This is a genomic window from Gordonia sp. (in: high G+C Gram-positive bacteria) (assembly GCF_049299075.1).
GTDB lineage: Bacteria > Actinomycetota > Actinomycetes > Mycobacteriales > Mycobacteriaceae > Gordonia.
In genome coordinates, this window is record NZ_JBAQWU010000352.1 from 1 (window position 1) to 13490 (window position 13490).

A 13490-nucleotide genomic window follows, 5' to 3' on the forward strand; every position below is an offset into this window, starting at 1 on the left:
CCCGTGGCGCCGCAGGCGACCAAGCCCGTGGCGCCGCAGGCGACCGCTCCCGCCGCGACGACCAGGCGGGCGGCGCGCTAACCTCGTCGGCGTGACGAAGAGCGAACTCCACGGACTCCTCGGCGCGCGACTCGAAGAAGCGCGCTTGGCGCGAAATCTTTCGCTCAGCGCACTGACAGTTGCCACCGAGGACACTCCGGACGAGTCCGGCAAGGGCGGAGGCTGGGCGCTCACGGCATTAACGGTGCTGGGGGCAACCCTTCGACAGGCTCAGGGTGCGATCGTCGGCGCGACCCTTCGACAAGCTCAGGGGGCGGCTCAGGGCGCCAGCCTGAGGCTGCTCGACACCCACCATGACGACGGTGTGAATACCCGGATCTACCATCTTCGACTCGAGCCCGCGGCGGTGGGCCAGTCGTGGCCGGACGGCACCGAGCATCTTTTGGTCACCGCCGGACGCCTCGGTATCGGCAAGACCGAACTGTCCGCCGGTCAGTCCTGCACCTCTACCGACGGCACCCACGAGTACCGTGCCCTCGACGACCGACCGGCCGCCGCGATACTGGTACGCCGGACCAGGTAATCTGATCGTCGCACGCGCGAGTGGCGGAATTGGCAGACGCGCTGGATTTAGGTTCCAGTGTCTTCGGACGTGAGGGTTCAAGTCCCTTCTTGCGCACCACAACGGCTGGCCCCGGCCGCGGTCAGTCCGCCTTGACTTGCCAGCTCTCCTTGACTTGCCAGCTCTCCGACTCGCGCCAGCGGCTCCACAGCTCGGCGAAGACCCCGCCGCGCGCCAGGAGTTCGTCAACGCTGCCTGCGTCGGCAACCCGGCCGCGATCGAGCACCACCACCTGATCGGCCAGGGCGACCAGTGCCGGGCGGTGGGTGACGATGACCATGGTGCGCTGGCCGCGCACTGAGTTGAGCGCGTCGACGACCGCCCGTTCGGTGATCGCGTCGAGGGCGGAAGTGGCCTCGTCGACCAGGAGCACGCCGGCGCGCTTGGCCAATGCGCGGGCCAGTCCGACGCGCTGACGCTCGCCACCGGAGAGCGCATTGCCTGCCTCCCCCACACGCGAATCCCAGCCCGCCGGCAACGTCTCGAGCAGCTCGGTGAGCTGCGCACTTCCGGCGAGCTGAGCCAGTGCCGTATCGGAGACGTCGCCGATATTTGCACGGAGCGTGCCGGGGCGAAGCGCGGTGGTCTGGAAGACCACCGACCCCTCGGCCAGACGCTGCGCTGCGGTGGTCGGCCCACCGTCGTGGAGCACTGCACCGGCGGACGGATCCCGCAGCCCGGCGAGCACGTCGAGTAGCGTCGATTTGCCTGAGCCGGAGCCGCCGACCACGACGGTGATCTCGCCCGCGGGCACCACTATCTGTACGTCATTCAGTGCACGAGTGCCGTCCGGATAGGTGAAGTCGACTCCGGCAACGGTCAGCGCGCGGGCCCGGCCGTCGCCGACCGGGAGGGCAGCGACCGCAGGACCACCGGCGGCAGCTTCTTCGTCGACGAGCCCGCGGACTTCGGAGAGCACCCGCGCTGCACTGGCCGACGGTGTGGACAGCAGTGACAACGAGCCGGTGGTCTCTACGATGCGCAGCAGCACGACGATCATCGCGGCGGCGGTGATCCCGGAGATCTCCCCGTTCAGATACAGCACCCCGGTCGTCACCCCGAACGCCAGCAGCACCAGCTGCATGATGACGGAGAACAGGATCTCTCCGGGAATCTGCCACGCCAGCAGCTTGAGTCCGCGGGCCCGAGAACCGGCCACGACGTTATCGAGCGTGCCGGTGCCCACACCAGCACCGCGCAGTGTCGGCTGCGCCCAGGCAAACTCCAGGACCTGGTCGTCGAGCTCGCGGTTGCCGTCGGCGTACGCGTCTTCGGACTGCACTACCACCCGCCGACTCACCACCAGCGCCGCGAACATCGCGAGGCCGCCAGCCAAGGCCACCAGCGCGAGCTTCCACGAGACCGCCAGCAACAGCAATGCCAGGAGGGGCGTCAACAGCAGCGCGCGAATGAGCGGCGAGCCGAGCAGCACCACCACCGACACCGATTCGGAGATCGCGGTGCTGACAAGGTCGCGGAGTGCAGAGGCGCGCTTACCGTGCAACTCGGCCGGATCCAGGCGCCGGATCGCCGAAAGTCCGGCCGATTCGATGGAATCGATCAGCGCGAAGCCCAGTCGGAGGCCCGCGCGGGTGGCAACGATATCGACGGTCCACGCCAGGATCAGCTGCACCACCAGCAGGCCCACCCACGGCCAGGCGTGCGCCGGGCGGTCACTGAACAGTGCGTTCAGTACCGGGATCAGCGTCATCACGGAGGCGGCCTGCAGGACGGTGGAGGTCACCGTCAGTGCCAGGAAGACGGCCCGGTCGCGGCGGGCTGCGGGGCCGGTGACCGCGACCAGATCGGAGTAGATCATGCGAGTGCCTCCATGGCGCGATCATGCAGCCGGGCAAACAAGCCTCCGGCGGCGAGCAGTTGGTCCCGGGTGCCGCTTTCGGCGATGCGGCCTTCGTCGAGCACGACGATCAGGTCGGCATGGGCGACAGTATGCAGACGGTGGGCGATGACGAGCACCGTGCGGCCCGCTAGGAGTCGCGAAAGTCCCTGGCGCACTTCCCATTCCGAGTCTGGGTCGGCAGCCGCGGTGGCTTCGTCGAGAACTACCAGTCGCGGATCGCCGAGGATGGCGCGTGCTATCGCGAGACGCTGGCGTTGTCCGCCGGACAGACTGTCCCGCTCGATGTGCGTGTCATAGCCGTCGGGCAGCGCCTCAATCACCTCGGCGATGTGCGCGGTCCGCGCCGCCTCGACGATCGCCGCGCGCGTCGCATCCGGTCGGCCGAGGGCGATGTTCTCAGCGATGGTGCCGCGCACCAGCTGGACGTCCTGCAGGACGACGGCGATCTGCTTGCGCAGCTCGTCCTCGCGGTAGCAGCGCAAGTCGACGCCGTCGAGCGTTACCGAACCGGTGTCGGGATCCCAAAGACGAGTGGCGAGCGCCGCCACCGTCGATTTGCCCGCACCCGAAGGCCCGACCACCGCGGTGGTGCCGCCGGCCGGGAGGTCGAGCGAGAAACCGTCGAGCACGGTGCGACCGGCGGTGTAGCCGAACGAGACATCAGTGAAGCGGACGGCTGCCGGACCGACACCCGGGGTGCGCGCCGCGGGCTCGGACACCTGCGCGAGTTCGGGCGTGGTGAGGAGCAGGTCGAGTGAGGCCGTGGCCGCCGTACCCTCACGGAGTCCGTTGGCGGCGTAGGAGGCGGCGATCAGCCGGTCGCCGAACGAGGTACCCAGAATCAAGAAGGGGAAGATCGCGCCGGCCGGCGTCCAGCCCACCACGATCAGGGCAGTACCGGCGAGGGCGACGATCACCATCGAGGTCATCGGACGGTTCAGTTGCAGCAAGATGCTCTTGCGGTCGATCGTGACGTGCTGCCAATCCTTGAGGAAGTCGCTCATGGCACGTACCTCTCCGGGCAGGTCGACGGTCGCGCCGTCACCGAAGACGCGGCTGACCGGCTGAGCGCCGATGTAGCGCTCGGCTTCGCCGGGCAGCACGGCATTCCACTGGAGCATGCGGGTCAGACGCGGGCGGTCGCCCGCGGCCATCTGCATGATCATCACGACGTAGATGACGACCGGTATCAACAGCACCAGCGCGAGCGTCCAGTTGACCGAGAACAGGTAGCCGATGATCACCAGCGGCGTGATGACGGCGGTGACCAGGTCGACGACGGCATGGGTGACCAGGTAGTGCAGGGCACCGATGTCGTCTTGGGCCAGCGTGCGGACCTCGGCCGGGCGGCGGCCGAGGAACCAGCCCAGCGGCAGCCGAGTGAACTTCGCCAATACCTTGCGCCGCAGCGCCGCTGCGAAATGCTGATCGTAGAAGTGCAGGACGGTGATCAGCAGCGCGCTCAACACGGCACCGATGACCATCACCAGCAGTCCGGTGACCGCCAGGCCGACGAGTGATTGGCGATCGGCGCCATCGACCAACCGCTGGGCCAGCTCGGCGAACAGCACGAGCGGGACGACGGCCAACGCCGCCAGGATGAGCGCGATGAAGCCGGACAGAATGAAGGCCGGGCGGGCCGGGCGCAGCACTGATTCGTCGGCCACCGCGGGGGCGGTCGGCAGCGGACCGGCGGCAAATGCCGGATCGGCTTCGAGTGCTACGGCGGCAGTCTCGGCTTCGGCGGCGTTGGCCAGATCCGCAGCGTCGGCATGTTTACCCATGGCCCGCCCGGCGATCCAGTAGGCCTGGGCGTGCATGGTGCCTTTGTTGTGACCGTGCTCGCCGGAAAGCTTGGACTTCACCAGCCGGGTGGCCTTGCTCTCGGCGGCGACCCACGACTTCCAGCCGCGGTAGTCGGCATCGCCGAGGGCGTCGACCAGCGCGCGGCCGTCGGTGCGGCCGGGCACCCAGGTCACCGTAAGGTCGATTTCGGGCCGCGCAGGCAGGTCCAGCTGCCGATCGTCGTCGTGCGTGTACTCGATGAACGCCCGGATGGGCACGCCGACCGGTGCGCCCTGCAGGATCGAGCGGATGCCCGGCCATGCGGCGACGTCGCCGCAGACGAGGTAGCCGGCGGGCTGCGGATCGTCGAGCTCCCAGCCGTCGCCACCCATGCGCTGCACGACGAGTTCGTCGCCGGGTTGGGCGTGCTGGGCCCAGCTCGACGCGGGGCCTGCGGGCTCGTGGACGAGGAAGCAGACGGAGAAACATCCGGTCGCCGGGTCGGGGTCCATCAGCGTGTAGCCACGCTGGGACTGTTTGCTGCCGCCTTCCACATCCGGAAACCAGGCGCGCACCCACGCCGAGGGCTTCTCACCGTCCGGATACAGCAGCGTGTCGCTGACGAAGGAGATGCGAATGACCGCCGACGAAATCTGCTCCACCGTGATCACGGTGGCCAGATGCTCCTTGGCACCGAGCGCACGCATCACCGCACCTTGAAAGCCCTTACCCATGCAGTCTCCATTCCCGCGCAAGTAAGGGTCAGCTTACTCATGGTGACGCAGGCGATGCACTCGCGGTCTCACACGTACCCTGAGCCTCATGACAGCCCCGGTCAACGACTACCTCGCCCGGTTCGATGGCGAAACGCGGAAGCGGTTGCAGCTGCTGCGCGGATGGACGACTGCGCTGGCGCCGACAGCCAAGGAGGGGATCAGCTACGGACTGCTGTCATTCCAGCTGCACGGGCGGCCGCTGATCTATTTCGGCGGCTTCGCCAAACACGTGGGCGTGTACGCCGCCGGAGATGCCTTGGTCGACTTCGCCGACCGGCTCAGCGACTACACGAGGACCAAAGGCTCCATCCGGTTCCCGCTTGACCAGCCGTTCGACGCAGATCTGCTGGGGGCGATCATCGCGCACCGGGCTGCCGTCGTCGGCGAGTCACTGCCGCCGATCGGGCGACCGGCCTCCTCGGCGCTCGCCGAGGTCGGGATCACCCACTGGTCCGATCTGGCCGGTCGTGACGCCGACGGACTACTCGCCCTCCACGGCGTTGGGCCCAAATCGATCGCGATCTTGCGATCCTACGGCGCCCCGCTATAGCCACCCTGGACGACGACGGGGCGCAGATCACATCGGCGGAGCAGGTACCGTCGAATGTGTGAACAGTCCCGCTCCCACGCGCCATCGCCCGGCGATGATCGCGCTCGTCGTGATCGCCTCGTGCGCGTGCCTGGCTCTCGGCTGGTGGCAATGGGGGCGTTTCGAGTCGGCGTCGGGCACCGCGCAGAACCTTGGGTATGCGCTGCAGTGGCCGGCGTTCGCGGTGGCTATCTTCTGGGCGTACCGGCGTTTCGTGGTGCTGGAATCCAATCCGGAGGAAGTCGTCAAGGAGCGTAATCGCAACGGGCCCACCGAGATCGCTGCAGGAATCCTGCCGGAGCGTCCGACGGCGGCGGACTCGAGCATCAGTGCGTTGACCAGCAGCGAGCAGGATCCTTCGCTCAGCGAGTACAACCGGTACCTCTCCGAGCTCGACCGCCCACACCAACGAGGAGAAACGTCGTGACCGAGCTGACCCCCGCTGCCCAGGCTTCCGCTGCCCAGAATACCGAGGCGGACGCCACGTCGGCCGTGACCACACCGAAGGACAAGATCAAGGCCGCACTGGTCCGTTACCGGGTCATGGCCTGGATCACCGGTGTCTGGCTGCTCCTGCTGGTCGCGAACATGATCGCGGAGTACGGCTTCGACAAAGCAGGATTCCCACTCATCGCCATCGCGCACGGCTGGATCTATGTCGTGTACCTGATCACCACGGTCGATCTCGCTATGAAGGTCCGGTGGTCGCCGGGTAAGACAGTGATCACCTGCCTGGCTGGCACCGTGCCGTTCCTGAGCTTCTGGTTCGAGCACATCCGCGCGAAGGACGTCAAAGCGACGTTCGACGTCTGACGTTCACCCTCCTGCGCGGCTCAGTTCACGACCGCCAGCGCGCGCAGTGCGGGCACCAGTTTGGCGAGCGCCTGGCCACGATGGCTGAGTGAATCCTTTTCCGCCGCAGTCAGTTCCGCGGACGTGCGGCCAGCCGCGACACTGTCGTCAGGAACGAAGAGCGGGTCGTAACCGAAGCCGTTCGCGCCGCGCCGCGCCGTGACGACGGTGCCGCGCCATTCGCCGCGAGCGACCGCGTCCTCCCCGTTCGGGTCGACCAGCGCGCACACCGAGACGAAGGCGGCACCGCGACGCTCGGTCGGCACGTCGGCCAACTGTGCAAGCAGCAACTCGTTGTTGGCGTCGTCCCCTTTACCGCCGCTCCATCGTGCGGAAAGGACGCCGGGCATGCCATTGAGGGCGTCGACGGTGAGTCCGGAGTCGTCGGCCAGAGACGGCAGACCCGTGACCGCAGCCGCGGCCCGCGCCTTGATCAGCGCGTTCTCGTCGAAAGTCGCGCCGTCTTCCACGGGCTCGTCGTACGGGTCAATGTCGCCAAGGCCGAGGACCACCAGCCCGGTGATCCCGGCGGACTCCACCACGCGGCGCAGTTCGGCGAGTTTCTTGGCGTTGTTGCTGGCGAGCAGGATCGTGCCCATAGCGGCGCCTCCCCCGCCCGTCACTCGGCCGTCGGGAGCTCGCCCGGGTACGGCTCGGCGAGCGCGGTGCGCTGCGCCTCGACCAACGTGGCGATGCCGTCGACGGCGACGTCGAGCAGCTTGTCGAGGGTGCCGCGCGGGAAGGTGGCGCCCTCACCGGTGCCCTGGATCTCCACGAAGGTGCCCGCATCGGTGGCGACCACGTTCATGTCGACCTCGGCGCGGGAATCTTCCTCGTACGGCAGGTCGAGCCGGACGCGGCCGTCGACGACACCGACGCTGACGGCAGCGATGACGCAACTCAGCGGCTGCGGATCGGCGAGCTTACCGGCGGCGCCGAGCCAGGTGACAGCGTCGGCGAGGGCCACGTAGGCGCCAGTGATGGCAGCGGTGCGAGTACCGCCGTCAGCCTGCAACACGTCGCAGTCGATGGCAATGGTGTTCTCGCCGAGCGCGGACAGGTCGATGCAGGCACGCAGCGAGCGCCCGATCAGGCGGCTGATCTCGTGGGTGCGGCCACCGACCTTGCCGCGGACAGATTCACGGCTGGAGCGCTCGTGCGTCGCACCGGGCAGCATGGCGTACTCGGCGGTCAGCCAGCCTTCTCCGGAGCCGCGCTTCCAGCGCGGCACGCCCTCGGTCACCGACGCCGTGCACAGCACGCGGGTGTTGCCGAAGGCGACCAGCACCGAACCTGCCGGGTTGGAGGTGAAACCGCGGGTGAAGGTGATGGGGCGCAGCTCGTTGTCGGCGCGGCCGTCTACTCGTGTCGTCACACCGATCACTGTATCCCCCGCGCCTGCGCTCGGCAGCGGGAGGATTGGCGACCGTAGCGAAGACGACCCGCTCGCTGCTGCTTCCCCGCAGCGGGTCTGCCAGGCCGCGGCCGGCACGTGCGACAAGTTCAGCGTGCGCCGCCAGTACGAGGGGATCGCCTCGCGCACCCGGTGAGGGTGCTGCGGGTCGACCGGCGGCTTAAACCACCGGCGCCCGTCGTGGCCGAGGAATACTTCCCACCCCAACTGGTGGATCCAGCCGTGGTGGAGCCGGCACAGCAGCACACCGTTGTCGGTGCATGTCTGACCACCGTGCTGCCACTCAATCATGTGGTGGGCATCGCAGCGCGTGACTGGAGCCCCGGTGATCGAACCACCGAATCGCAACGACGCCGACACCACCGGAGGTCGGGCGTTCGGACCCCGACAAATAACTGGACGGCACCTCCCGGAACGCATCGGCGTTCCGGCGGTTGACCGACCGCATATCGGCCGACCCATCCGGCTCCGGAACTGGCCGAGACAGCGGCTCCAACGCCGCCGTCAGCTCTTCCCCGGCCATCACATCGAGGTCCATCCGAACCTCCACCGGTCCGGACACGTTTGCGAATGGGAATGGCCATCCGTTCGGCCGCGGCGGTCCCGACCGCGATCGCGTGATCGATCACGTTCCAGGCCTGAACCAATGCGGCCACACACTCCAACACTTCGCTGTCGTCGCTGACCGTACGTGCCCCGGCAAAGAACTCTCCCAGCGAGGCCTCGGTAAACCCACCTTCGGGGCGGGCAGTGAGTTCCTCAGACAAACTGTCGACGAACTCGGTCAATACTTCTGCTGTTGTCTGCATGAATCCCCCTCATGCTCGAAGGAATAGAAAAACGCGACACACCCCGACCGGCCGGACACCGAAGCACCGCAGCGATGAGGGCGCAAATCATCACCCCTCACGGCCCCGGGGCCGCGTCGCAAGTGTCGCGACCGCAATCAATCGCCACGGCACCAGCCCGATGCTGAACGCCTACAACCCGGGCCCCGCGGGCCGCGCAACCAATATGAACTTCTCAAACGCCCCACAACCACAGGGCACACATGGCGCCGCACGCCTTCTCCGGCACCTATCAAGTTGTGCGAACAACCCGCGAGATATATCGCACGACTGTTCGTGTATGTAATGTACGACGCCCCTCCGACATTGATGATGTTGAGGAAACGTTGGCGACTCCTCGCCCGAGCACCCTCATCGCGCTGAACAATGCGCTAGACGTGCCGCTGCCAGAGTTGATCCGACAGCCGTCCAACTAAGTGTGCGGCTCGTGAGCCGGTTTCGACACGGGCCTCGTTCCTCAGCCCGGCTCAACCATCGAGGTGGGCAGCTGACCCTTCGACAAGCTCAGGGAGCAGGGACGCTCAGGGAGCAGGGGCGCGCAAGGAGCAGGGGCGCGCAAGGAGCAAGGGCGCGCAAGGAGCAGGGACGCTCAGGGAGCAGGGGCGCGGGAGCTCGGAGGGCACGAAGGAGTCCGGAGTCAGACCGTGTACTCGACGCCAGCGGCGGGAGTGTCAGTGGAGAAGGGCGGGCGGATCTCGATGACCTGGCCCTGGTGGACCAACTGCAGCGGGCCCTTGTAGACGCCGCTGGCCTCGTCGAGAATGGCTTCGGCTTCGACCCACGGGACGATGTGCGTGATGGCCAGCGACCGGACGCGGGCGCGCATGGCGAGGTCGCCGGCTTCCACTCCCGACAGATGCATGTCTGGCGGGCGGACCGCCGGGTCATGCGTCCACGATGCCTCGCACAGAAACAGGTCGGCCTTGTGCGCCAACTCCACCACGACATCGTGGTAGCCGGTGTCGCCGCTGTAGACAAACACCTCCCCCTCGGGACCGGTGATTCGCAACCCGAACGTCGCCGGCGGATGGCACACCTTAAACGGTTCGACGATCAAGCCGTTCACCGTCACCACCCTGCGGTCGGCCCACTCGTGAACGTCGTAAGTGTCGGTGATGTCGTCAATCTCGCCCGGATACTCCGAGGCCGCCGCACCGATGCGCAGCGCCGTGCCGGGCGGACCGCACAGCATCGACCGCTCGGTGGCCTTAGCCGGTGCCCACCGTCGCCACACCAGCATCGCCGGAAGGTCGAGGCAATGATCCGCGTGCAAATGTGACAGGAGCACCGCCACCTTGCTCGGATTCGCATGCTGCAGCAACTCGCCGAAAACACCGTGGCCGCAATCGACGAGCACCGGGTCGTGTCCATCAGCCTGCAGCAGATAACCCGAACACGGCGCCCCGGGGCCGTTCACACTGCCGGAGCATCCGAGGACCGTCAAACGCATGAATGCCACTTTGCCACGGCGGCGGAGCAGACCGTTCGCAAACCCCCGCCATTGCTCATCGTGTCATCTGCTAACCCGGGTCGGCCGTCCGCGACGAAGCTGGCATCCTTTGATGGCCCGCGGATCGTCGATCAGCAGGCTATCGCGACCCATCAGCCGCCGACACGTCGTCGACGGCACGCGTGAAGGCCGCCGACTTCTCCTCGAAGTTGCGGTAGAAATCGTAGCTCGGCGCACCAGGCGACAGCAGCACGACGTCGACGTCGAGACCACTAGCCAGCCGCACCGCCGCCGCCAGATCGTCGGCGGCGTGCACTCGGGACGAGTGTTCGGCGGCGAACCTCTCCCCGATCCGCGGCCCATTCGACGGAATCTGCACCAGGTGCACGTTCGGCACCCCGGACAACAGGTACTCGTCGAGCTCGGCGTACGAGATCCCCCGATCAAAGCCGCCGACGATCACCGCAACTGACTTTTCGGCAGGCATCGCTGCGAGGGCGACGACGACGCTCTCGGCCGTCGTGGCGAGCGAATCGTCGATCCACAATTTGCCACCGGTCTGCGCCACCAGCTCCAGCCGGTGCGGCAGCGCGGAAAAGGTGTCGATCGCATCAACGATCTCGGCCGTCGACAGCCGCCGCCCCAGCAGCACTTCGATGGCCAGCACTGCCAGCTGCCCGTTGGCCCGATTGTGCGGGTAGATCATCGGCGACAGCGGGTTGATCTCCGCGCTGGCCGGCCACCGGTCGATGATCGCGTCCTCGGTCACCACCGTCGCCGGAAACTCGATCGACGGCTCACTCAAGTCCCGCAACTGGGTCAGCGCCGCACTGTCGCAGATCAGGATCTCGGTGCCGCGCGCGAAGATCTCGGCCTTGGCGCGAACATAGGCGTCGACACTGCCGTGCCAGTTGAGATGGTCCTCGCCGAGATTCGTGACGACGGCGATGCGCGGCGAATGCTGCAGCACGGCGCACTGCTGGCTCGACATCTCGGCCACCACGATCTGCTCGGGATCGTCGGGCACCTCCAGCAATGGCAGGCCAATGTTCCCGGCGACCAGCGCATTTCGGCCGAGCCGGGTCAGCGCGTGCGCGAGGAACGAGGCCGTGGTGCTCTTGCCCTTGGTTCCGGTGACCCCGATCGTGCGGTCGGCTTCGGTCGCCAGGAAGAGATCCGTCGCCGACGACATCGGCACACCCGCAGCCCGCAACTCGGCGAGCACCGGGTGGACCCACGGCACGCCTGGACTGAGGAAGACCACATCGCAGTCGAGGAAGCGGTTCAGGTGTTCGTCACCGCTCAGCAACTGGACCTCGCACCCGAAGTCGTCTCCTGAGACGTCGAGATCAATCACGCCGGAGTCGATCACGATGACCTCCGCCGCACCGCGGTCGATCGCGGTGCCCGTCACCGCCCGGCCCTCGCGACCGAATCCCCAGACTCCCACGCGGGCGCCGGCCAACGGGGGCAGCGTGGTGTCGACCCGCTTCGCTGGCTCAACCATCGATGGAAGCTCGCTCAGCCTCCGAGGCGGAATGATCGGCGGTCAGTGCGGCGAAGATCCCGGCGTACTCGGCAGGGACGTTGCCCGAGCCGATGATCGGGGCCTTACCGGAGGCGCGCGCTTCCAGCTCCGGGCGGTGGCCGGCCATGTACTTCACGAGCACGTCGTCGGCCCACTCGGGCTGATCCATGAGGGTGACCAGCGACTCGGCCACCTCGGAGTAGTCGCCGACGCACTCGAACGGCTTGTGCTTGGTCATGCCGGCCAGTTCGCGATACAGCTCCTGATGCTCGGGCCGGTCCAGCACATCGCCGGCGAAGATCTCGACCAGTCGGTCCTTGCCGATGCGCGGCGCGAGAATCACGAACACGAATAGACACTTCGGGCACTCACCGCACCACCGGGTCCGACGAGCCGGGTCCAGCGCGAACGACCGGTTGCAGCTCACGAAGACGTCGAAATACTGCGGGTTCTGCGCAAACTTGTCGGCGATGGCCGTCTCCGGCAGCGCCCGCAGCAGCGAAAAGTATCGGTCCGGATCGAGCCCGTACGCGCCGAGCACCGACCGCAGCAGGTTCTCGTAGCCGATGCTCTTGGACCACTGGTGGTTGATGTCGAAGCCATGCCACCTCAGGTTCTCGATGTCGGCGGACTGTTCGTTGCTCATGATCACCGGCCCCAGTCCGAGCAGGTCGGCGGTAATCAGCCCGATCGCGCTGTTGATCGCGGTCACCGGGATGTGCCCGTTGTACGCGCCACCGGCGTTCAGTTCGCCCATCTTCGGATCAAGCTTGCGTCGCACACGCACCGCGTCCAGTCCGCTGACCGAAATGCAGTCGTCGATCGGCTGATACTGGTTAACGCTGAACGCGACGGGTCGTCGTCCGTCTGATTTCAGCGCCTCCAGGGTGACCACCGAATCCTTCCCTCCGCCGACCGGCACCAGCGCAGGAGCGGCCACGTCGAAACTGTCACTCCCGACTCCCGGCAGCTCAGTCAGGACCTCGACGGCGTCGACGGTCGGCGTCAGGGCGCCGGGCAGGTCGTTCTCATAGGCAAACTCGCCCAGGCCACCGCCGATCAGCTGACGCAGATAGTCCAACTCAAATTCGGTGGCGGCGAAGGCGACGGTGATCCGACTTGGCGCGGCCAGCTTGTAATAGCTCACGCAGGCCGTGATGGCGAGCAACCGCAGCAAGTGCTCGTTGGGCACCGCCCCGAGCCGCCCGACGCCGATCTCACCGAAATCGAAAGTTTCGGTGAACGAGCGCACACTGACCCCGGGGCCGGTGAGTGCGTAACGGGTCCGCAGGGCGGCGCCGTCAACCTCGTAACCCTCGATGACCAGGGTGTTGTACTGGGCGGGAAGGAACTCCGCAGACACTGGCATGGACGCGATCATACCTGCAACGGCGTCTGCTCAGCCCGGCCGCCTCGGCGGTCCCGACCGGCCAGTAGCCAGGCCGCCAGCACCCCGCCCAGGGCCCCGAATAGGTGCCCCTGCCAGCTGATCGCACCACCCTGCGGCAGCATGCCCCACAGGATCGAGCCGTACACCGCCAGCAGCAGCAGCCCGCCGAGTACCTGCCAGAACTCTCGGTTGAAGATCCCGCGCACCAGCAGATACGTGAGCCAGCCGAAGACGATCCCGGAGGCGCCCACGGTGACCGAGTTCGACGGCGACAGCAGCCACACGCCCAACCCCGAGACCACCCACACGACGACGGTGACCGATACGAACCGGCCCGCCATCAGCAACAGGAAGCCGAGGACCGCGCCCGGGATC

12 protein-coding genes and 1 tRNA gene are annotated in these 13490 nt (G+C 67.1%); 5 read left to right on the forward strand and 8 right to left on the reverse strand.

Annotation, left to right across the window (positions count from 1 at the left end):
* The first annotated feature begins 91 nt into the window (after positions 1 to 91).
* Together WAW85_RS11125 and WAW85_RS11130 are read left to right on the forward strand one after the other, a co-directional pair.
* On the forward strand, positions 92 to 583 hold the full coding sequence (locus tag WAW85_RS11125) for a hypothetical protein (protein WP_422559673.1): 492 nt from the start codon (positions 92 to 94) through the stop codon (positions 581 to 583).
* A gap of 14 nt (positions 584 to 597) precedes the next feature.
* Positions 598 to 682: transfer RNA gene (locus WAW85_RS11130), tRNA-Leu, on the forward strand.
* A gap of 22 nt (positions 683 to 704) precedes the next feature.
* Here the strand turns inward: WAW85_RS11130 and WAW85_RS11135 are convergent.
* Both WAW85_RS11135 and WAW85_RS11140 read right to left on the reverse strand, forming a co-directional pair.
* Positions 705 to 2441: an ABC transporter ATP-binding protein gene (locus tag WAW85_RS11135; protein ID WP_422559674.1), complete on the reverse strand. Its 1737-nt coding sequence runs from the start codon at positions 2439 to 2441 to the stop codon at positions 705 to 707.
* Positions 2438 to 5002, reverse strand: a complete 2565-nt coding sequence (locus WAW85_RS11140) for an ABC transporter ATP-binding protein/permease (protein ID WP_422559675.1) — start codon at positions 5000 to 5002, stop codon at positions 2438 to 2440. The genes WAW85_RS11135 and WAW85_RS11140 overlap by 4 nt, the downstream gene beginning before the upstream one ends.
* Positions 5003 to 5090: 88 nt before the next feature.
* Between WAW85_RS11140 and WAW85_RS11145 the strand changes: the two genes are divergently transcribed.
* From WAW85_RS11145 to WAW85_RS11155, 3 genes are all read left to right on the forward strand, one after another.
* A complete protein-coding gene (locus tag WAW85_RS11145) occupies positions 5091 to 5594 on the forward strand; it encodes an iron chaperone (protein WP_422559676.1) in 504 nt (167 codons plus the stop codon).
* Between the two features lie 94 nt (positions 5595 to 5688).
* Positions 5689 to 6060 carry a transcriptional regulator gene (locus WAW85_RS11150; protein WP_422559683.1) on the forward strand — a complete coding sequence of 124 codons (372 nt, stop codon included), beginning with the start codon at positions 5689 to 5691 and terminating at the stop codon, positions 6058 to 6060.
* A gap of 5 nt (positions 6061 to 6065) precedes the next feature.
* Positions 6066 to 6446, forward strand: a complete 381-nt coding sequence (locus WAW85_RS11155) for a DUF3817 domain-containing protein (protein ID WP_422559684.1) — start codon at positions 6066 to 6068, stop codon at positions 6444 to 6446.
* Positions 6447 to 6466: 20 nt separating this feature from the next.
* On the opposite strand, the gene rdgB is transcribed toward WAW85_RS11155, so the two are convergent.
* The 6 genes from rdgB to WAW85_RS11185 form a co-directional block, all read right to left on the reverse strand.
* Entirely contained in the window at positions 6467 to 7084 is a 618-nt protein-coding gene (gene rdgB / locus WAW85_RS11160) for an RdgB/HAM1 family non-canonical purine NTP pyrophosphatase (protein ID WP_422559677.1), read from the reverse strand.
* A gap of 20 nt (positions 7085 to 7104) precedes the next feature.
* Complete coding sequence (rph, locus tag WAW85_RS11165; protein WP_422559678.1) at positions 7105 to 7860, reverse strand: ribonuclease PH; 756 nt, start codon at positions 7858 to 7860, stop codon at positions 7105 to 7107.
* Positions 7861 to 9384: 1524 nt separating this feature from the next.
* Complete coding sequence (locus WAW85_RS11170; RefSeq protein WP_422559679.1) at positions 9385 to 10197, reverse strand: cyclic nucleotide-degrading phosphodiesterase; 813 nt, start codon at positions 10195 to 10197, stop codon at positions 9385 to 9387.
* A 139-nt stretch (positions 10198 to 10336) separates the two neighbouring features.
* On the reverse strand, positions 10337 to 11704 hold the full coding sequence (gene murD / locus WAW85_RS11175; RefSeq protein WP_422559680.1) for a UDP-N-acetylmuramoyl-L-alanine--D-glutamate ligase: 1368 nt from the start codon (positions 11702 to 11704) through the stop codon (positions 10337 to 10339).
* Complete coding sequence (locus WAW85_RS11180; RefSeq protein ID WP_422559681.1) at positions 11697 to 13094, reverse strand: hypothetical protein; 1398 nt, start codon at positions 13092 to 13094, stop codon at positions 11697 to 11699. Before WAW85_RS11180 ends, murD begins: the two co-directional genes overlap by 8 nt.
* A gap of 8 nt (positions 13095 to 13102) precedes the next feature.
* On the reverse strand, positions 13103 to 13490 hold a 388-nt coding region (locus WAW85_RS11185), incomplete at its 5' end, for a rhomboid family intramembrane serine protease (RefSeq protein ID WP_422559682.1).

Excerpts from the sequence above, each read along its gene's own strand:
- murD (WP_422559680.1), bottom strand. The coding sequence starts at position 11,704 with ATGGTTGAGCCAGCGAAGCGGGTCGACACCACGCTGCCCCCGTTGGCC.
- WAW85_RS11170 (WP_422559679.1), bottom strand. The coding sequence starts at position 10,197 with ATGCGTTTGACGGTCCTCGGATGCTCCGGCAGTGTGAACGGCCCCGGG.
- WAW85_RS11150 (WP_422559683.1), top strand. The coding sequence starts at position 5,689 with ATGATCGCGCTCGTCGTGATCGCCTCGTGCGCGTGCCTGGCTCTCGGC.
- WAW85_RS11135 (WP_422559674.1), bottom strand. The coding sequence starts at position 2,441 with ATGATCTACTCCGATCTGGTCGCGGTCACCGGCCCCGCAGCCCGCCGC.
- WAW85_RS11180 (WP_422559681.1), bottom strand. The coding sequence starts at position 13,094 with ATGCCAGTGTCTGCGGAGTTCCTTCCCGCCCAGTACAACACCCTGGTC.
- rdgB (WP_422559677.1), bottom strand. The coding sequence starts at position 7,084 with ATGGGCACGATCCTGCTCGCCAGCAACAACGCCAAGAAACTCGCCGAA.
- WAW85_RS11145 (WP_422559676.1), top strand. The coding sequence starts at position 5,091 with ATGACAGCCCCGGTCAACGACTACCTCGCCCGGTTCGATGGCGAAACG.
- WAW85_RS11140 (WP_422559675.1), bottom strand. The coding sequence starts at position 5,002 with ATGGGTAAGGGCTTTCAAGGTGCGGTGATGCGTGCGCTCGGTGCCAAG.